A 20,009-nucleotide genomic window follows, 5' to 3' on the forward strand; every position below is an offset into this window, starting at 1 on the left:
CTATGGAAACCAAGTCACAGAAAAGACTGATAATGTCCGCAAAATATGTTGTTTTAAGTGTTCTACTATTACTCTTCTTTTTACCTCTCATCAGTATGGTCAGTGTCTCTTTGAAAGCTGAGAGTGAGATTTTTATGAAAACTGGGAAACTATTTCCAGAAAAGCTACATTTTGAAAACTACTTCAATGCTGCTACAAGAATCGATTATTTGAGATTTGTGTACAATTCATTGATCGTAGCTGTGATGTATACGGTTACTTGTACCTTATCGAGTGCTATGGCCGGGTATGCCTTGGCACGGTTTCATATCAAAGAGAATAACCTATTCTTCACTATTGTACTCTCTTCAATTATGATACCCTATGTTATTACTCTTATTCCATTTTATCTTCTTGTTAAGAATATGGGATTGACTGATAAACATGTTCTGTGGTTGATCTATGGTTTGGGTGGCGCTCCCTTTATGATATACCTCTATAAACAGTTTTTTTCAACAATCCCACAATCCTTTGAGGAATCAGCTCGCATAGATGGTGCTAGACGTTTTCAAATTTTCTTCCAAATCATGATGCCTCTAGTAAAGTCCGGCACTATCATAACAGCAATCTTTGCCTTCCAGTTTACCTGGCAGAACTATATCATGCCAGCATTGTTTTTAAGCTCATTGAAGACTACTCTAGCAGTGAAGATTAATGGTGCCTATGTTGATATACAGCAAAATATTCTTCTGGGTGAACTTATGGCAGGGGTCATATATTACATCGGGATACCAGTTCTCCTGTTCTTTGTTTTTCAAAAATATATTATGAGAGGAATGCTCGAGGGAGGAGTGAAAGGTTAGCTATTAATTGATCATGGAAGAAACACAATGTGTCATTGATCTATAATTTCAAGGGAGAGAGAAGCGGTCCAGCATGGTGAGATCGGTCTTAACGAATGAGGGTTCATTGGCCTTGCTCATAATTCCTCGGGTTTTTAATGACCTGTTTGCAAATTGTAACTCTTTTGATGTGATCTTTGAGAAGAATACTGATGATCTCTATAGTAAACAAATTGTTCAGTTTTGTGACAATTTACCCTTATTAGAACCCTGGTTTGGGACATTATCCCATCCAGTGGCGTTTATGGTCTGATGAAGCCGCTCCCGATACGATTCATGCATATCATTCATTTGATGACATCAATACTCTTAATTGTATGACATCTCCTTCTATACAGATGATCTTGGATACTATAGATATGTTAAAAGAGCGAACAAAGGAGTTGATCCCTATATTCTCGACAAGTAAACAATTACAGAAGGATAAAGCAACACTCATCCTTGATACCACAGAGTTCATAACTGATATGTATACTGATTCTGAAAATGTACATGCTTTGTCGGAGACGATTACTAAAATGATAATTGAATTTTCTTATCAAGAAGAGGGTACTCCAGAAAATTATATTTCTATAAAAAATTGTATGGAGGATTGGTTTGGACAATAATGAAGTGAAATTAAAGTACTTAGGAATCAATGGATTTGAATTCTCAGTTGGAGGAAATATCCTCCTTATTGATCCATATGTCAGTAGGACGAGAGCTGATGAGCCCTGTTCTCATCAGCAAACCGTACGTCGACATATTCATCAAGCGGATACGATTTTTCTGACACACAGCCATTGGGATCATCTTGCTGATATTCCTGAGATTGTAGAGATTACCGGTGCAGCAGTTTATGGATCTTTAACCTCCTGTAACAGTCTGAAAAGTTGCTCTGTTCCAGAGGATCGAATCAATCAGTTCATTTCTTATATTCCTTACTCCTGTGGGCCTTTTGTGGTCACACCAATACCGTCCCTTCATAAATTACCCTGTCTCTATCCCGGAGAATATGACGATATTCCAGAGCGATTACTAATGCGGCATGAATTTCTGGAAGGAGGTACTTGGGCTTTCTTAGTGGAAGTCGAATCCACCAGTTTTCTTATACTTGGAAGCGCTAACTACATAGCATCTGAGTTAGATGGTAAGAAAACTGATTATTTAATAGTCTCAATATCAGGAAGAACTCCTGAATTTATGACAGATTTGCATAGTATTTTCTCATTTCAATACTGTATCCCTTCACATTTTGACTTTTTTGATACTCCCCTGGAGAATGCCGGCATAAGGGTCTCTGTAGATGAGTTTACTGAAGAGATGAGAGCCATAGATCCAGAGATAGTCATATTAAAGCCGACACCATTATCCTTTATTCCAATCAAATGAAAAGATAGAGGATTATTGAGAGAGGAATCACTGACAATAGTGTGCTTATCAATATCACCTTACTGGCAAGGATCGGGTCACCGTTCATCTCTTTGGCATAGATAAATGAAGATGATGCGGCCGGCCCTGCCAAGAAAATAAGAGCTATAAGCATCTCACCGTTTGTAAGTGAGAGTTTTTTTCCGATTAGATATCCTATTGCTGGCAACATGAGAGCATTCATCACGGATACGAAAATCGCTGTTTTAAGGTTGCTATGGATATCCTTAAAATCCAATCTTGCGCCAACGCCAATAAGGGCTAATGGTAATGACATATTACCTAGGGCTAGAAGAACCCGGTTTATAGCATGGGGTAGGCTGATATGATAAATGGATATGGTAAAACCCAGTATACATGCTAGAATGATTGGGCTGAGTATTATCTTCTTTAAGATTTTCAGAATATTCAGGGGTGTCAGTCTCTTGGTTCCGCAGTTCATGATTATTGTAGTCAGTGTATTATTAAATAGAATCATAATTCCTGCAGCCATACTGGCTATCTCTGTTAGCTCGTTCCCACCCCCCTGTGGAACCAGAGAAAAAAAGATAATAGGCAATCCAATATATGATATATTACAATGGAAGCTAGTATGTATGAATGTCTTTCTTTTTTGTCTGCTTAGCTGCATAAATCCAGATGAAATAAGACTGATTACGATGATGATGGACACCGATATAAACAGGACTGTTATTATTTTCTGGACTACAGAAATGTAAAAGGTTGCATTGCCAATGTTGTAAATCATAAGGGCAGGTAAACCAACCCAGAAGATGATCTTTGTACAACCAGAGAAGAAGGCTGAATCAAGAAATTTGATTTCAAATAGAACCTTACCCAGGCTGACTATAATAAGAACCGGGGCAAGGATGCTCAGAATATACATGAGATAACTCCGAATAATGTAAGAAGAGATGCTATTATTCTATATCCAAAAGCTTTGCAGCATTGCGGTAGAATATTCTCTGGATATCATCTGGAGTTGCTCCGAAACGTTTGGTTGCACGCTTACAAGCAAGAAGTTCTTCATACATGAAAAAGGTGAGTTTCTCAGACTCAGGTACGCCGACTTCCCGCATATGAGAGTCTTGCGAGAGATCTCCATACATCCCCTTGGGTACGATATTCACATAATTTCCATCTTCACAAATCCTTCGCATTCTCATACGTAGAATGGGAAGATCTGAGCCAAACATAACCCGGTCAGACCCCACGCAGTCCAATACACGATAGATCGCTTCATCCTGGGTCGTTGCACTAAAGTCAAATTTCAAATGTTTTGTTTTCTTCAGGATTGTGAATGCATCTCCAAAGTCTTCAGGGCAATAGGCTCTTCCTATATGGGCATAGATTACCTTGATATCAGGATATCTTTCTTCAATCTCAATCATCTGAGCAAGGTTGACAGGATCTCCCAATCGACCGTTACGAGGGATATGAAGCATCAGGACTTTTTTGTGAGAATTCAAGTAGGCCAATTGGTGATGAGGGATGAAATCAAAAATTCTAATTTCTGCTTCAGGAATATAGGATGGAGAGAGGTTCAGGTATACCTTTACACCATGAAAGTTTCCCTGTTCTAATTTTGTATGTAGGGTTTCAATGTTCCATTCAGGGAAAGAATATAAGAGTGCTGGGACATTATTGGCTGCAGCTGATTGTGCAATATAGTCATTTTGAGCATCTGCATCATCACCTCTTTTGATACTGGAAAAAATTAAAGGAGTGACTCTTTTACCGGGAAACATTATTTTATATGTTTCAAGCAGTTCTTCTATTGGACTATGCTCTGCAACAAGGGATGGCCAGGTAACAGCCCTGACTATACCTTCTGGTTTTTTAGCGCGGAACTTATTCAAATAGACGTGAGTATGAATGTCTATCATTCTCTCGGGAAGATAATCAGAAAGCTCTGTATTATAAATCATCTTATCATAATCTGTCATTGGAAATAATTCTTTTTTCATTTTGCCTTCCTTATATAATTTTGTGGATTATTCTCATTTTGCTTTATGTTATTATTCAATAATAATAACTTCCCAGCCCATCTGTTCACCGAAAGTTTTCATTGAGGTAATAGATTCATCATAGCAAAGTACTGAATGGTGTGTTCCACCAAACAGGCTATACTTTGTGAGGAATTCATCAATCCGTATTTTAGGCTTAATCCATCCGCGTACATTCTTTTCAAATGTTGTAGTATCTGACTCTTCCATTCTCATTGGACAAACCAATAATCTGTATGAACGATTAAGCATCGGTATGAGGTTCAACAGTAATACCTCTCCTTTTCTGCACTCTCCTGTTATATAGAGGGGTTGTAATCCACTACTATAGGTGTATGGTTTTGCAGCTAAGGTTGCTTTTTCTTTGCAAATCCTTGGGTTGATCTCTCCCATATGGCTTAGAAATATCCTGTTATCCTTCCAGTCGGGACAGAACATCTCTGTAAAAGTGGTCTCTTTGTTTATAGATAATAGTGCATGAGCTAATGAAGCGGTCAGGATATCACCTTCTCCAGCATATCCGATCCCTTCATACATCCCTACTCCAGCAAACAGGAATGGAACCCGATTAACAGGGCTTGAGTCTGTTACTTCTCTGAAATTACAGGTGAATGCAGTAATTCCCTTATCTGCGGTCCAGTCTTTCAGTTTTTTTGTGATTAGGACATTCTCTCTTAGAACCTCTTCTGATACGGAATCAAATGAGAACAAAGAATCAAGGTATATAAGCTCATCATTGATATCTTCAATATCAGGAGAGGATGCAATCTCAGGGACAGGAATGACATCAATATCAAAATCCGCCTTCATCTGAGCCGGGGTTATGAAGAAATCTCCCATCCCGGTAAAGGGATCTCCAATGACTCCTACGGTTGTATTTCTAAAGTTTTTGGCAGCTGAAATACCTCGTAGTATCTCTACCACTCTATCAATCACATCTGAGTCTTGCCAATGACCAGATTCGATCATGAAAGGCCTTTTATGACGAACGAGCATACTGCACATGTCCTGTACCCCATGGATTCCATGGTTGAAAGTGATCTGCTGCGGGTTTTGTCTGAACCCGAACTGCGGCTCAGGTGTTGTATTGAGAATCACAAGGGGAAGATCTGTATTCAACAACGCCGGAAGCGATTCAAGAGATGGTGAGTAGGCAAGGTGGAGAGAGACAAGAGCATCAACTCCTTTGCTGTTGAACATCTTGATAGCGTCTTCAAATTCCTTCTGCACTCTACAAATAGGTGATGTTTCTACGATTATCCCCTTTGAGGATAGTTCCTGAGCAATCTTCTGGTAGAAGGGCTCTATTACTTCTCTGTTCTGTTTTGCTACCTCATCGTAAAGTGCCAGATAAAACGGGAGGAATCCTATACGAGCAGCCATCAATGATCTCCTTATCTTAAAACTACTTTGCAGAAAGTCCTAATTCCTTTTAATTGAGATAAAGGACGAAGAACTTCTGTTTCAATCTATTATTTTACTATATTAAGCCTGAGTCAAGCATATTTTGCATGAATTGCTCATTACTTCAAAAATTTGATTTAATAAATATAAATCATACTCATTTTCTCTACTTTACAATTTCATTATCAATATGTGGGAAGGGGCCTATCGGAAACTAAAACTTCTAGCAATGTAAAATAAATTGAGCTATGTAACTCCTAAAAAATATAAAAACGTAATAAAACTTTTTATCATCACTTGGAGGAAGATTTGATTATCCTATTTCTGAATAGAACCTTTTCTATGGATTTTGAGAAAATTTTGTTGTCACTAATAGATTCAAAAATTAATTTTTTAAAGATTTAATAAATAATTTAAATAATTTTCTATTTGAGAAGTTTCAATGAATTCATTCGGTCTATGAGCTTCCTCGATAGAGCCAGGTCCCCAGAGGATGGAAGAAAACCCTGCTTGTGCGTAGCTACCTGCCTCGGCGCCAAATGAAACTACAGCTGGGTTTACTTTACTACCAAGACTTTGGATAAAATTCACAACATTCCTATTTGATGCTGCCGATAAGCCAGGATATGAACTGTTAATTTTCGTATCAAAAGATATCCTGGGATCAATATTCTGAAAATAATCCAGCATATAACTATTTATATCATGAATTAATACCTTTGGATTCTGCTCGGGGAGAACTCTTACTTCCCATTTAAATTCGCAGTTTTCAGGAACAATATTTACAGCTGTTCCACCAAATATCTGGCCAACTGAATATGTTGTGTAAGGAGGATCAAAACTACATCCTAAATCAGAATTTTTTATTGCTTGATCTTGGATTTGACGGAGATAGTTAACATAATCCATTGCATAATAAATAGCGTTTACTGCGGACGCTGGAGTACTTGAATGCCCGGAAATCCCATGAATTACTGTGGTGCATTTTATTCCACCTTTGTGTGATGAAACTGGGATGCACTCAGTAGGTTCTCCGACAATTACAAAATCAGGTTTTAAATTATTTAAATTCATTTGATGAGTTAGATAACTTACACCTTTACATCCAAGTTCTTCATCACAGGTTAATGCAAGGTGAATTGGAGTCTTTAAGTTTTTACTTTGCCAATAAGGTATCATTGCCATGATGAGAGCAATGAAGCTCTTCATATCTACAGTCCCTCGGCCATAAAGTTTGTTATCTTTTTTGTGGAGTTCAAATGGAGGAGTGTACCACCCTTTATCCTGTGGTGGTACAACATCAATATGGCCAGAGAAACAAATACCCCCTACCTTTTTATCACTCACTGTGGCATAGAGATTTTCGATTTTTGTATTATATCCTACTGGAAAACGTAGAACTTTACATCCACAACTAAAAAGATATTCTTCTATCCAGTCCATCACCAAATTAGTTGAACTATCACTAAGAGTCTCAAAACTGATTAGTTTCTTTAGAATCTGTTCAAAATTACTTAGTATCACAGCTCTATTGGTTCTCATATTTTTCACCATAATAAAATATTTATGCTTAACATCCGTGAGAATTATTTTTTAGCACCTGACCTATCCCCTATATTCGACCAGCAACAGATTTAGTATTCAACTCATTTAGCTTACTCTCAAACTCTACCGGTGTCATTCATTTTAATCTTTTTTGCGGCCTCTCTGTATTATATTCAGTCCACCAATTTTCAATTTTATTCCTAGTACCCTATAGTTCAAGATAGTTGTCACAGTATTTAATATGGAGGACAACATCAATTGAGTAAGTACAGTACAGGATTTCGAAACAGCATTTTACGGAAAGTTCTGCCCCCTGAGAGTAGGTCTATTGCCCAGGTAAGCCGGGAAGAAGGAATCTCAAATCAAACAATTAGGAATTGGGTTGCCAAGGCTAAAGATGGTACACTGGATGCAGCTGCTGGAGAGTTATCACCAGATCGGAGGAGCATTTCAGAAAAGATGTCCCTTCTCTTAGAGAGCCGATCAATTTCAAAAGATGAGATAGGAAATTGGCTTAGAAAGAATGGTCTCCACAGTGAACATCTATCCCTCTGGGAGCAGGAGCTGCGGCAGTCTATGACAGAAAAAGAAAAGACCATCCAGGAACAAAATCGTCAATTGAAGCTAAAGACTAAAAAGCTTGAGAAAGAGCTTGCTCGTAAAGATAAAGCCCTGGCTGAAATGGCAGCCCTACTAACTCTTAAAAAAAAAGTGGATGCTCTATTGGGGGACGACGAGGACGATTAATTACTCAGGATCTCAGAGATCTAGCAGTTTCATTGTTAGATGAAGCAATATCAGATGGAGCCAGAAGATCAGAAGCCTGTAATGTAATGGATATATCTGTCCGGACATATCATAGATGGAGTGATTCTTCTTGTGGTGACAAAAGAAAAGGAGCAGTGAAAAAGGTTAAAAGAAAGCTTGCAGAGTATGAACGTCAAGAGATTCTCAGGATTGCCTGTGAAGATAGATTTGTGGACTGTAATCCATATCAGATTGTTGTAACTCTTTTGGATGAAGGAGTATATATAGCATCTGTAAGTACTTTCTACAGAGTGCTGAGAGATGCAGACATGATTCACCACAGAAAAAGAAGTTACCCTGCAAGAAAGCAGAATAAACCTCCTGAGTTGGCAGCTACAGGCCCCAATCAGGTTTGGAGTTGGGATATTACTTTTCTCAAAACAGATGTGAATGGAATCTTCCTTTACTGCTATATGATCGTTGATGTCTGGAGTCGTAAAATTGTTGGTTGGGAGATACACGAATCTGAATCATCGGAGCTAGCCGAGCAAATGTTTAGAAGGTTAAAAATCATTCATAAACTGGAAGGAATCAGGCTGCATTCTGATAATGGGAATCCCATGAAAGGTGGTACCATGATTATGACATTGTATGCATTAGGAGTGATCCCATCTTTTTCAAGACCCAGAGTCAGTGATGATAATCCCTATTCTGAATCTTTGTTCAAAACTTTAAAATATACGGCCGGATACCCAAAGTATTTTAAGGATATACATCAAGCTCGTGTATGGATGGCAGATTTTGTGAATTGGTATAACAATGAGCATAAACATTCAGGAATCTCATATATTTCTCCAGCCCAAAGACACTGTGGCGATGGTTCAGAAATAATGGAGAAAAGGAATAAGGTCATAAGAAAAGCAATTAGCAAAACTCCTGAAAGGTGGAGTTCTGATCAAAAGATATGGGAGGATCAGAAACATGTGTATCTGAACCCATCTTTAGAGACTAAGAAGCAACTGATTTCAGCATAAAAAAAGACCCTGTAAATAAAACTGTGTAACTGCCTAATTCTGAATAGCCCAAAAAGGGCAATAGGAGTTAGGATGAATAGTATCATGATAGACAAAGATCGTTTGGATGAGTTAGCCACAGAATTGGCTAAAGGGGTTAAGACCGAGGCAGACTTGGCTGATCCTCTTGGCCAGCTGATGAAGCTGACAATTGAAAAAGCTCTAAATGCTGAAATGGATAATCATCTTGGTTATGAAAAGCATTCTCGGAAAGGGCACAACAAAAAAAATAGCCGTAATGGCTACAATTCAAAGAAAGTAAAAACTGATTCAGGGGAACTTGAAATAGAAACACCTCGGGATAGAGACTCAGAGTTTGAACCTCAAATGGTTAAGAAAGGTCAAAGAAGACTTCTAGGTTTTGATCAGAAGATTCTCACCCTTTACGCCAAAGGCCAGACAACCAGAGATATCGCTGAGACACTTAAAGATTTATATGGTGTAGATGTCTCTCATACCCTTATTTCTCAGGTAACAGATTCTGTTCTTGAAGAAGTGGAACAGTGGCAGAACCGCCCCTTGGACAGCTTATATCCCATCATTTATCTGGATTGCATCGTAGTCAAAGTACATCAGGACAAACGGGTCATCAAAAAGGCTGTTTACCTGGCTCTAGGGATCACTACTGAAGGTATAAAGGAATTATTGGGGCTCTGGATCTCTGAGAACGAAGGAGCCAAATTCTGGCTTTCTGTGCTGACAGAGCTCCAGAACCGGGGTGTTCAGGATATCTTTATAGCGTGTGTCGATGGACTAACTGGATTTCCTGAAGCTATCAATACCGTCTATCCTAAAACAAAGATTCAGCTCTGTATTGTACATATGGTCAGGAACTCCTTGAAATATGTTTCATACAAGGATCGAAAGGAAGCTGCTAGAGATTTGAAGGCAATCTACTCATCAATCACTCTGGATGAAGCAGAAAGAGAGCTTAATAATTTTGCTGAAAAGTGGGATAGCCAGTATGGCTCTATTAGTAAAATGTGGAAAAGACATTGGGAAAATCTGATAGCAATTTATGATTACCCAGATGAAATCCGGAAAATCATCTATACCACTAATGCAATAGAATCTTTGAACAGTGTCATTCGAAAAGCGATCAAGAATCGGAAGATCTTTCCCAATGACAAATCTGCATTTAAGATCGTATACTTGGCTATACAGCAGGCCTCCAAAAAATGGACTATGCCACTAAGAGCATGGAAACCTGCCATGAATCGATTTCAGTTGGAATATGGAGATCGATTTACAGATGAATAAGTTAGGCATTTACACAGGAAACTTTACAGGCTCCAAAAGTTGTGACAACTATGTTGAAACATTCCGTAGTATCATTGATTGATTCAAAATAGTGAGAATTTAAGCATTCATTTCTGAATGTTCCATTGAAGCTTTCTATATAACAATTATCTGTTGGTTTTCCTGGCCTTGAGAAACTGATTCTTATTCCTTTCTCATAACACCATTTATCTAATTCTTTACTTCTGAATTCTGGTCCATTATCACATTGTAAGGTTTCTGGATAACCATATTTCTCTCCGGTCCTCTCCAAAATCTCAGTAACATGCCTACCATTTATTGAATAACCAGCATGTATAATCGGTGATTTTCTTGTAGTAGGATCGATGACAGTTAGAATCTTGAGTTTCCTCTGGCTTGCAATAGAATCACTTACAAAATCAATTGCCCAAAGTTTACCAGGAGTCTTAGGAATGATAGTAGGCTCTCTATTTTCAGACGAGATTTTCTTCCTCCGTTTACTTCTGTTTAATTGCAAACCTAGGTCACTGTAGATCCTTTCAGTGCGTTTATGGTTGATAGAGATATTGTTCTGTCTTAATTACAAATGGATCATTCCACAGCCATATTTTGAGTTCTTCTTAAGGATCTTATACATCTCCTTAATAATCTCACCATCATCATTTGGCTTTGAGTTATAAAAATATGTAGATCTTGGCAATTGAACTAAACGGCATGATCTTCTAATCGATAACCCGAAGTGCTTTTGTTATCCCCCCATTTATAGAGAACGACTTAAGTAGAATTATTTAAACAGCTGGTATTTTCAATCTGGGAGGAATACCTCCAACTGCTGTATGAGGTCGCTCATTATTATATGTCCATAACCATTTGGTCGCAAGATCCTGTGCATGAGCGATAGATTGAAAGTTCGTTAAATCTAACCATTCATGTCTTACTGTTCTATTAAATCTTTCAATATAAGCATTCTGAGTCGGTTTTCCTGGCTGAATAATAGAAGTGTAATTTCCTTTTTCTCAGCCCAGTTTTGTAGTTCTGCACTGCAGTATTCAGGCCCATTATCACAGCGAATAGCTAGAGGTTTATTCCTCTATTCGAGGATCTGATCCAGTGATCTTGTAACTCTGGCTGCTGGTAGAGAGAAGTCAACATCTATTGCTAATCCTTCCTTATTAAAATTATCAATGACATTGAAGGTTCTGAAACTTCTTCCATCACCAAGGGTGTCGCTCATAAAGTCCATAGACCACACCATGTCGGGTTTTGATGGTACTTATAGGGCATCAGGTTTATCTCTTTTAATTTTCCTTCTAGGCTTAATCCTCAGGTTCAGTCCCAATTCACGATAAATGCGGTATACCCGCTTATGATTCCATGGATAATTCTTAACATTTCTGAGATACAGAAAACACAAACCAAATCCCCACCGTTTATATGTGGTAGTGAGCCGTAATAACCAGTCGGCTATTTGCTCATTCTCAGCTGATTGTTTAGGAATATATCTATAACAAGTTTCGCTGATAGCAAACGCTCTACAGGCCAGCTTGATTGAAATATCAGTATCTTCGACATAGAGCATGGCCATCTCCCTTCCATGAGATGGCTTTACCACTTTTTTTTTGAGGGCATCCTGAACAATTTCTGCTTTTAATCTTTCTTCAGCATACATTTTTTTGAGTTGGGCGTTTTCTGCTTCAAGTTCTTTTAATCTGGAGATCATTGATATATCCATTCCTCCATATTTTGATCGCCACTGATAAAATAAGGCTGTACTGATATTATTTTCACGGCATAACTCAGTAACAGGTATTCCACTCTCTGCCTTTTTAAGAATTGCCATTATCTGGCTGTCTGTAAAACGAGACTTTTTCATGTAGAAACTCCTTCATTTAGAATAAAGATATTTTCTACTTATGACGACTTCTATTTTTTGGGGGGATTACAAAGTATTTCAAAGTTTTTATTGACAGATGTTAGTTGTATGATAACATACAACTAACTAGTAAATAAATAAGAGAGAATTCCCCTACATGCCAACTTTTGAACCATTGAAAGTCATAAAACAGAAGAAGATTTCTGACCAAGTTTATGATCAACTATTGATGCATATCAAAAATGATACTTGGAGAGAAGGGGAGAAACTTCCATCTGAGAATGAATTGAAGAATCAATTTTGTGTCAGTAGGATCAGTATTCGTCAGGCTATTCAGAAGCTTACAGCTTTAGGAATAGTCGAAACAAGACAAGGTGAAGGGACCTTTTTAAAAAAAGTTACATCTGATAATTACACAAATATGTTGTTTCCAGCTTTTATGATTAATAAGAATACCCTTACCGAAATTCTTGAATATCGAAGTATTATGGAAGTTGGAGCTTTGGAATTAGCGTGTGATCGTATTACTGAAGAGGAAATTACCAGTCTTGAGAGAATCGTCTCTCGGATGGAAAAGAACAGTCATGATGATAAGAAGTTTGCTTCTGATGATCTTGCCTTTCACAATGTCATTGCCAGAGCTTCTAAGAATGATCTTATCATCAATGTTAGTGTCTTTGTATTTGAGTTAATGGCTGAAAGCATGGAGCATATAGTAACCACTTTGGGAATGAAAGATGGTAAACACTTTCACCGCTTAATTTTGGAGAAGATAAAACAGCAAGATAAAGAAGGTGCTGTTCGGGCAATGAGGGAACATGTTGCCAACACTGTCGTACGGATGGGATAAAACCTCAGGAAATAAAGAATTTTATTCTGACCTAAAATTGTTTTGTATTTTTACTTGTAGGACAACTAACAAGTGAGCATCCCTGTGGGTATCCATGGGTAAATAAATTATAGGATGAATTAAGAGCCGTCTTTCTGATAGCTTTTCAATTCAATTAAGGAGTGTAGAGATGAAAAAGTTTCTTACTGTTTCTATTTTTCTGGTTCTGGCTGCATCAACAGTATTTGCAGCAGGTAGTTCTGAAGCAAACGCGAACAAACTTTGGCCTAAAACCAACGCTGTTGTGACTGTTGGTTTTGGTGCTGGTGGTGGAACTGATACAGCTGTTCGGCCTGTTCTTGCTGAAATGGAAAAGTATCTTGGAGAAACAATCAATGTTGTAAACCAGGCAGGTGGAGCCTCAGCTGTTGCAGCTACCAACGTTCTTGCAAAGCCTCATGATGGCTATAACATGTTTGCAACTGGTTCTGGTGCTTTTGCAGGATTTGGTGTAAATGGAACAAGTGATTCAACATGGGTCGATTGGGAAACTTTTCATCCATATAGTGGCCCAGCTGCAATTATCGTACACCCTAGTTCTGACATTAAATCCTTAGATGACCTTTTGGAATATTTAGCAGAAGGTTCTCCAAACTTTGCTATTGGATCTTTTGGAAACGGACCTCATGTTCAGATTGAGGCTATCCTTAAGATTGCAAATGTGCCAACTCCTAACTATACGACTCTTGGTGCATGTAGGGATGTAGGTATCTCAGTTATTGCTAAAGACTCTGTAGCAGGTATTGGTTCTTTCTCTTCACTCATTGACCTTGCAAATGCTGGTGAAATAAAAGTTCTATGCGTTACCACAGCAGATTCATGGGAGTTAGATAATGGAGAAGTTATACCTTCGATCACAAGCATTCTTCCTGGATCTGAGACTGTTCCACAGTTCTGTGAAACATGGCCGATTTTGATCCCAAGAGATGCTCCAGCACACATTATAGAAAAGCTTAAAGAGGCATTCCATTATGCTCTTGGAACCGAAGCGGTCAAGAAATATGCATCTGATATGGCTTTTAATATAGTTGCTTACACCGGTGAAGAAGCTGATCGTTTCATGGCTATTCAGACTTCTGGTTATGCTTGGACTCAGTATGATGCAGGTTTAGTTCAAATTTCTCCTGCTGATCTCGGAATCCCCAGAATGGAAGATTTTGACTGGGAAGTTGAGAAGAAAAAGCTGAGTAAATAATTGATTATTTCAGGAGCATTAGTCTCCTGAGAAATCAATAATATTTATTCACTATTTGTATAAGGAATTAAGTATGAACAATGAGAAGGATATGACTGGTGATATTATTATGGGGTTTCTACTCATAATAAGTGGTATCGCTATTGTTGTAGTGGCTTTAGGGATGAAGGTATTTAGAAATTTTCTTGATGCACCTGGTTTTTTCCCTTTAATGCTTGGTTGTGTTTTTGTTTTATTGGGTGCAGCCCTAAGTTTTCCCGCATTAAAAAAGGTTGGCCTTTCAACATTGAAAGACACATTTTCAAAATCTAATCTTAGCAAGTTCTTCAAGGATGACAAGACTTTACGTGTAACAATCCTCCTCGCTTTGATGTTTGTTTACGTCTATTTCTTAATTGGATGGCTTAACTTTACAGTTGCAACCTTCCTCTATCTTTTTTTTACAATGCTTTACATTAAATCCACTAAGTGGTGGATGGTAATTATTATATCAATTGTTGCCAGTGTAACAATTAGTGTGGTTTTCAAGTACGGGTTTAGAATCCCCTTACCTAGTTAAGTGATTGGAGAATAATATGTTGACATCATTTGCATCACAAATGAGTTTATTATGGAGTTCTGTAGGTATTGTTTCCGATCCTATGACTCTACTGATAATTTTACTTGCAACGACAACGGGTATCGTCGTCGGTGCAATCCCCGGCCTTACCGGGACAATGGCACTAGCGCTTCTAATAAATGTCACCTACACCATGAAGTTAGAGTATGCAGTCGCGTTTCTATTAAGTGTATATGTCGGTGCCATTATGGGGGGGTGCTACTCTGCCATCATGTTAAATATTCCTGGAACGCCAGCAGCAGCCGCTACGGCGTTGGATGGTTTTGTGCTTGCCAAACGTGGTGAGGGAGGAAAGGCTCTTGCAACCGGAATTGTATCCAGCTTTATTGGTGTGACAATTTCAGTGGTAGTGCTTTTATTTTTTACCCCCATGATTTATTCGGTGGCTCTGAAGTTTGGGAAATGGGAATACTTTCTTCTTGCTCTCTTTGGCATCATGATTTGTGGTAGCCTATCCACTGATAGTACACCGCTCAAAGGTTGGATCATTGGATTTCTGGGATTCTTTGCCGCGATGATCGGTTTGGACCCCATTTACTCGTATTCCCGCTTTACCTTTGGAATTCCCAATCTTATGGGAGGAATCCAACTTATACCTGCCCTGATCGGTGTCTTTGGCATTTCAGAAATTCTTACTGTCTTGCAAGAGAGTATTCCCTATTCCATGGAAGAAGACTTGGGTTCGGTTATGCCTGACAAAAAGATCCTGAAGCAAATCTGGAAACCGACTATTCGCTCTGGCTTTATTGGTGCAGCAATAGGGGCTATTCCTGGAGCAGGAGAAGATATTGCAGCATGGGTGTCTTATGATGTAGGGAAAAGAAGAAGTAAGAACAAACGTTTTTTCGGTAAAGGTTCCTACGAAGGACTAGCCTGTGCCGAGACAGCTAATAATGCCTGTATACCTGGTGCTATGATCCCGCTGCTTACCTTGGCTATCCCTGGTAGCCCACAGGCCGCCATGTTTCTGGCCGCTATTTGGCTTCATGGAGTCAAACCAGGGCCGATGCTGGCTTTACAGAATCCTACCTTTCTATACGAGACTGGAATAACTCTCTTCTTATCTGCTGTTTGTATGCTGGTAGTTGGGCTTCTGATAACTAAACCTATGGTGAAGTTGTTAAAGATAAACAGAAAAATACTCATGCCAATCATAGTTCCAATGACAGTTATTGGTGCCTATGCAGGAAATGTGAACATTTTTGATATCAAGGTTATGTTGATCTTTGGTGTAATCGGGTTCTTTCTTCGTAAGATGAAGTATCCTATGGCGCCGTTGGTACTTGGACTAATTTTAGGGCCAACTGCTGACCTAAATTTTCGCCAGGCGCTGATGATGGGACAGGGGTCTATTGTTCCATTGTTAGGAAGACCAGTTGGAATTGTCTTTATGTTGGTTATCACTTTCATCCTGATCACTGGAATAACAAAATCTTTTTCAAAAAAAGAAACAAACACAATGGATTCGATGAATGTATATGAAGAGGGAATGGTATGAATGTAAAAGATAAATGCATTGTTATCACTGGAGGCTCTGGTGGTCTTGGTTCCGAGATGGCAAAGCTGCTGGCTTTTAAAGGAGCAAACGTAATCATCCTCGATTTGGATAAACAAAAAGGCGACGCTCTTGTGAAAGATATTCAGAGTGAGGGGTATAAAGCCATTTTCTATCCCATGGATTTGACCAGTGAAGAGGATTGGAAAACAGTTCTTACAACGATTATGAAAAAAGACGGAAAAATTGATGTTCTGGTAAACAATGTAGGAATCAATATCCGTAAGCCACTCGAAGAGATGGAGCTTGAAGAATGGAACACAATGATGTTGGTAAACGTCGGAAGTGTATTCCTTGGTGCTAAACATATGATTCCTATTATGCGTAAACAGGGCGGGGGGGCTATCATTAATACCTCTTCAGTCTGTGGTCTTATTGGTCATCGATATACCCCTGAAGCCTACACAACGACTAAGGGAGCGGTCACACTGTTGACAAAATCTATTGCCGCTCGATATGCCAAAGATGGTATCAGATGTAATTCTATCCATCCAAGTACAGTGGACACCCCCTTGGTTCAAGAAATGTTTAAGGATCCGGTAAAGAAACAGCAGAGATTGGAAGAGGTGCCACTAGGGCGTCTCGCCAAGGCTTCTGATGTTGCAAATGCGGTATTGTACCTCGCATCAGATGACGCATCCTTCATCAATGGCATTGCATTGCCTATTGATGGTGGGGTCATCTGTTGTTGAAGAAGAAATAGCTAAGGAGCTAGAAAATGAATTATTCTCAAGAACAAGTTACAAAATTAAAAAAGAAAGCGATCCAAGTTCGCGCAAATATATTGGAGATGATACCACCAGGTAAGGTTGGACACCTAGGAGGTAGCAGCAGTATTGCTGATGTCATGGCAGCTTTATATTTTCATGCTATGAATGTGAACGCTTCTGATCCCAAGGATTCTAAGCGTGATCGTCTGATCATGAGTAAGGGGCATGCTGTTTTGGTGCAGTATGCATGTCTAGTTGAGTTTGGTTATTTTAGCCGTGAAGAGCTGGGTAAGGTCAAAACATTTAAAGGTATGCTTCAAGGACATCCTGACATGGATAAAACTCCTGGTATTGAGGCAGTTACAGGATCTCTTGGACAAGGATTATCTGTTGCATTAGGGCTTGCATTGGGATTTCGTTTGGATAAACTTCCTAACCATGTTTATGCAATTCTAGGGGATGGTGAGCTTGCAGAAGGTCAGGTTTGGGAAGCTGTTATGGCAGCCCATGGATTTAAGGCAAATAACCTTACTGCCATCGTAGACTTCAATGGCTTGCAGGCTACCAGTACAACCAAAGAAATCTTTCCCATTGAAAATCTTGCACAGAAATGGAGTAGTTTTGGTTGGAATGTTATTGAGATCGATGGACATAATATGGTTCAGATCCTTGATGCATTGGAGGCTGCAAAAGCCTTCACTGAGGGCCCATCAGTGATTTTAGCACATACAATAAAAGGCAAATGTTTTCCCTTTGCAGAAGGAAAAGCAAAGTACCACAATGCAGCTATGACTGAAGACGAATACAAAGAAGCGTGGGCTTGCATTGAAAACTTAAAAAAAGAGGTAGAGGCATGAGAACGTCTGATAGTTTAAGAAAAACATATGGTGAGACCCTTGTAGAATTGGGTAAGGATAACAAGGACATTGTGATGCTTGAGGCAGACCTCGGTAATTCGACAATGTCAGCGATGTTTGGAGCTGCATACCCAGATCGCTATTTTCAAGTGGGTATTGCAGAGCAGAACATGGCCTCTGTTGCTGCGGGACTCTCTTTGGCAGGAAAAATTCCTTTTATTAATTCCTTTGCTGTATTTGCAACGGGTAGAGGGTACGATCAGATTCGTTCATCAGTTGCAATTGCTAGTTTAAATGTGAAAATTTGCGGTTCCAGTGCTGGCCTATCTGACTTTGGGGATGGAAAAACACATCAGAGTATAGATGATATTGCATTGATGCAGGTACTGCCAAACATGACGGTTCTTTCTCCTTGTGATGCTATTGAAACCGAGAAGATGGCCAAGGCAATGGTAGAGTGTGATGGTCCTATCTATCTCCGGATAAACCGGAATGACCTACCTCTTGTCTCCGACCCCAAAGCAAATTACAAGATTGGTCAGATGACCGAGATGGTTCAAGGAAAGGATGTTGTTGTTTTTGCTACTGGAGTCATGGTGCAACAGTCTATGGAAGCAGCAAAGATCCTTGAGAAAGAAGGTATCTCTATTCGTGTAGTTAATGTAAGCACCATTAAGCCTCTAGACATTGATGCTCTTGAATCCTTTTGTGATGGGGTTAAAGGTGTCGTTACTGCCGAAGAGCATAGCATTATTGGTGGTTTAGGTAGTGCTGTTTGTTCTGCTCTTTCTAATAAGAGACTACCTATTGAAGTACTTGGAGTCCAGGACCGTTTTGGTACTTCTGCAGAGAACTATTCCATTCTTTTAAAAAACTTTGGCTTGGAGAGTGAAGATGTGGCTAAGAAAGTTAGAAAAATCTTAGCGGATAATTAAGGAGATTTAATATGATAATTGGTTTTATTGGATTAGGAATTATGGGTAAACCCATGGCTAAGAACCTGATTAATGCAGGATATTCTCTTACTGTTAATGATTTGAATCAGAACTCTGTAGATGAACTTGTTTCTTTTGGTGCAAATGCTCTATCAACTCCCAAAGAAGTAGCAGCAGTGAGTGATATCATTATTACAATGTTACCCAACTCACCGCATGTGAAAGAGGTTGTTATTGGTAAGGGTGGGGTTGTTGAAGGAGCAAAGCCAAACACTATTCTTGTTGATATGAGTTCAATCTCTCCTATTGTCAGCAGAGAGATTTCTGCTGAGCTTTCTAAAAAGCAGGTCAGTATGCTTGATGCTCCTGTAAGTGGTGGGGAGCCTAAGGCAATCGATGGTAGCCTAGCTATTATGGTCGGTGGTCCTGAGGATGCTTTTGCAAAAGTAGAAGCAATTCTCCAGGTTATGGGTGGTAGTGTCACCTTAGTAGGAGATATTGGTAGTGGAAATATTACCAAACTTGCAAATCAGATCATGGTCGCATCGAACATTGCAGGTATGTCTGAAGCTCTGGTGCTTGCAACCAAAGCCAATGTCGATCCAGAAAAAGTCTTTAAGGCTATTCGAGGTGGTCTTGCTGGAAGTACAGTTCTAGACGCTAAGGCACCTTTAGTGCTTGCTGGAAATTTTAAGCCTGGCTTCCGTATTGATCTGCACATCAAAGATCTTCAGAATGCTCTTGATACATCCAACAGTGTTGGAACTCCTTCTCCCATTAGTGAAGCTGCCATTGAGATGATGAAGAGCCTCTCCTCAGAAGGGAAGGGTAGTGATGACCATGGTGGTCTAATCCAGTGGTATGAGAAACTGGCTAATGTTGAAGTACGGTCTTAATTAATTCTTCATTGTAAGGGGTATTCTAGAAGAAAATCTTCTGGAATACCTCCTATTGATAACAAAAATGGTGTTGTAAGTAATCTTTCCAATTTTTCAATAAAGAATGAAGGTGAATGTGAACAGATGATTTCGGTAAGTATCTTAATGGAGA

Annotated in this window: 19 protein-coding genes and 1 pseudogene; 14 read left to right on the top strand and 6 right to left on the bottom strand. The window is 39.1% G+C overall.

Features of this window, described 5'->3' with window-relative positions; translation table 11 throughout:
- Positions 1–2 precede the first annotated feature (2 nt).
- From EXM22_RS14710 to EXM22_RS14720, 3 genes are all read left to right on the top strand, one after another.
- Positions 3–842, top strand: a complete 840-nt coding sequence (locus tag EXM22_RS14710) for a carbohydrate ABC transporter permease (protein ID WP_149487244.1) — start codon at positions 3–5, stop codon at positions 840–842.
- 383 nt (positions 843–1,225) lie between these two features.
- The gene (locus EXM22_RS14715; protein WP_168203537.1) at positions 1,226–1,489 is read left to right on the top strand and encodes a hypothetical protein; all 264 of its coding nucleotides are present in this window, start codon (positions 1,226–1,228) and stop codon (positions 1,487–1,489) included.
- Entirely contained in the window at positions 1,479–2,252 is a 774-nt protein-coding gene (locus tag EXM22_RS14720) for an MBL fold metallo-hydrolase (RefSeq protein ID WP_168203538.1), read from the top strand. The genes EXM22_RS14715 and EXM22_RS14720 overlap by 11 nt, the downstream gene beginning before the upstream one ends.
- Here the strand turns inward: EXM22_RS14720 and EXM22_RS14725 are convergent.
- The 4 genes from EXM22_RS14725 to argE form a co-directional block, all read right to left on the bottom strand.
- Entirely contained in the window at positions 2,245–3,177 is a 933-nt protein-coding gene (locus tag EXM22_RS14725) for an AEC family transporter (protein WP_149487247.1), read from the bottom strand. The genes EXM22_RS14720 and EXM22_RS14725 overlap by 8 nt on opposite strands.
- 34 nt (positions 3,178–3,211) lie before the next feature.
- Positions 3,212–4,258, bottom strand: a complete 1,047-nt coding sequence (locus EXM22_RS14730) for an amidohydrolase family protein (RefSeq protein ID WP_149487248.1) — start codon at positions 4,256–4,258, stop codon at positions 3,212–3,214.
- A 51-nt stretch (positions 4,259–4,309) separates the two neighbouring features.
- Positions 4,310–5,680, bottom strand: coding sequence for an L-arabinose isomerase family protein (locus EXM22_RS14735; RefSeq protein WP_149487249.1), 1,371 nt, complete (start codon positions 5,678–5,680; stop codon positions 4,310–4,312).
- A gap of 414 nt (positions 5,681–6,094) precedes the next feature.
- Positions 6,095–7,243, bottom strand: coding sequence for an acetylornithine deacetylase (argE, locus tag EXM22_RS14740; RefSeq protein WP_168203539.1), 1,149 nt, complete (start codon positions 7,241–7,243; stop codon positions 6,095–6,097).
- 261 nt (positions 7,244–7,504) lie between these two features.
- Between argE and EXM22_RS14745 the strand changes: the two genes are divergently transcribed.
- From EXM22_RS14745 to EXM22_RS14755, 3 genes are all read left to right on the top strand, one after another.
- Positions 7,505–7,993 (top strand): transposase, encoded by a 489-nt coding sequence (locus EXM22_RS14745; RefSeq protein ID WP_149487076.1) that lies wholly within the window; start codon positions 7,505–7,507, stop codon positions 7,991–7,993.
- A 32-nt stretch (positions 7,994–8,025) separates the two neighbouring features.
- Positions 8,026–9,027, top strand: a complete 1,002-nt coding sequence (locus EXM22_RS14750) for an IS3 family transposase (RefSeq protein WP_168203296.1) — start codon at positions 8,026–8,028, stop codon at positions 9,025–9,027.
- Between the two features lie 87 nt (positions 9,028–9,114).
- Entirely contained in the window at positions 9,115–10,326 is a 1,212-nt protein-coding gene (locus tag EXM22_RS14755; protein ID WP_149487894.1) for an IS256 family transposase, read from the top strand.
- 1 nt (position 10,327) lies between these two features.
- Here EXM22_RS14755 and EXM22_RS14760 read toward each other — a convergent pair whose 3' ends face one another.
- Together EXM22_RS14760 and EXM22_RS14765 are read right to left on the bottom strand one after the other, a co-directional pair.
- Entirely contained in the window at positions 10,328–10,843 is a 516-nt protein-coding gene (locus EXM22_RS14760; protein WP_168203540.1) for a DDE-type integrase/transposase/recombinase, read from the bottom strand.
- A 271-nt stretch (positions 10,844–11,114) separates the two neighbouring features.
- Positions 11,115–12,199: pseudogene (locus EXM22_RS14765) on the bottom strand (IS3 family transposase).
- Between the two features lie 157 nt (positions 12,200–12,356).
- Here EXM22_RS14765 and EXM22_RS14770 point away from each other — a divergent pair.
- The 8 genes from EXM22_RS14770 (at position 12,357) to garR (ending at position 19,855) form a co-directional block, all read left to right on the top strand.
- Positions 12,357–13,049 (top strand): FadR/GntR family transcriptional regulator, encoded by a 693-nt coding sequence (locus EXM22_RS14770; protein WP_149487252.1) that lies wholly within the window; start codon positions 12,357–12,359, stop codon positions 13,047–13,049.
- Positions 13,050–13,218: 169 nt separating this feature from the next.
- A complete protein-coding gene (locus tag EXM22_RS14775; protein WP_149487253.1) occupies positions 13,219–14,283 on the top strand; it encodes a Bug family tripartite tricarboxylate transporter substrate binding protein in 1,065 nt (354 codons plus the stop codon).
- 73 nt (positions 14,284–14,356) lie between these two features.
- Positions 14,357–14,842, top strand: a complete 486-nt coding sequence (locus EXM22_RS14780; protein ID WP_149487254.1) for a tripartite tricarboxylate transporter TctB family protein — start codon at positions 14,357–14,359, stop codon at positions 14,840–14,842.
- 16 nt (positions 14,843–14,858) lie between these two features.
- Positions 14,859–16,400 carry a tripartite tricarboxylate transporter permease gene (locus tag EXM22_RS14785; protein ID WP_149487255.1) on the top strand — a complete coding sequence of 514 codons (1,542 nt, stop codon included), beginning with the start codon at positions 14,859–14,861 and terminating at the stop codon, positions 16,398–16,400.
- Positions 16,397–17,149 carry an SDR family NAD(P)-dependent oxidoreductase gene (locus tag EXM22_RS14790; RefSeq protein ID WP_149487256.1) on the top strand — a complete coding sequence of 251 codons (753 nt, stop codon included), beginning with the start codon at positions 16,397–16,399 and terminating at the stop codon, positions 17,147–17,149. Before EXM22_RS14785 ends, EXM22_RS14790 begins: the two co-directional genes overlap by 4 nt.
- Positions 17,150–17,175: 26 nt before the next feature.
- A complete protein-coding gene (locus EXM22_RS14795; RefSeq protein ID WP_149487257.1) occupies positions 17,176–18,024 on the top strand; it encodes a transketolase in 849 nt (282 codons plus the stop codon).
- Positions 18,021–18,959 carry a transketolase family protein gene (locus EXM22_RS14800; RefSeq protein ID WP_149487258.1) on the top strand — a complete coding sequence of 313 codons (939 nt, stop codon included), beginning with the start codon at positions 18,021–18,023 and terminating at the stop codon, positions 18,957–18,959. Before EXM22_RS14795 ends, EXM22_RS14800 begins: the two co-directional genes overlap by 4 nt.
- Positions 18,960–18,970: 11 nt before the next feature.
- On the top strand, positions 18,971–19,855 hold the full coding sequence (gene garR, locus EXM22_RS14805) for a 2-hydroxy-3-oxopropionate reductase (protein ID WP_149487259.1): 885 nt from the start codon (positions 18,971–18,973) through the stop codon (positions 19,853–19,855).
- The last annotated feature ends 154 nt before the right edge of the window (positions 19,856–20,009 follow it).

This window comes from Oceanispirochaeta crateris (genome assembly GCF_008329965.1).
Classification (GTDB): Bacteria; Spirochaetota; Spirochaetia; order DSM-2461; family DSM-2461; genus Oceanispirochaeta; species Oceanispirochaeta crateris.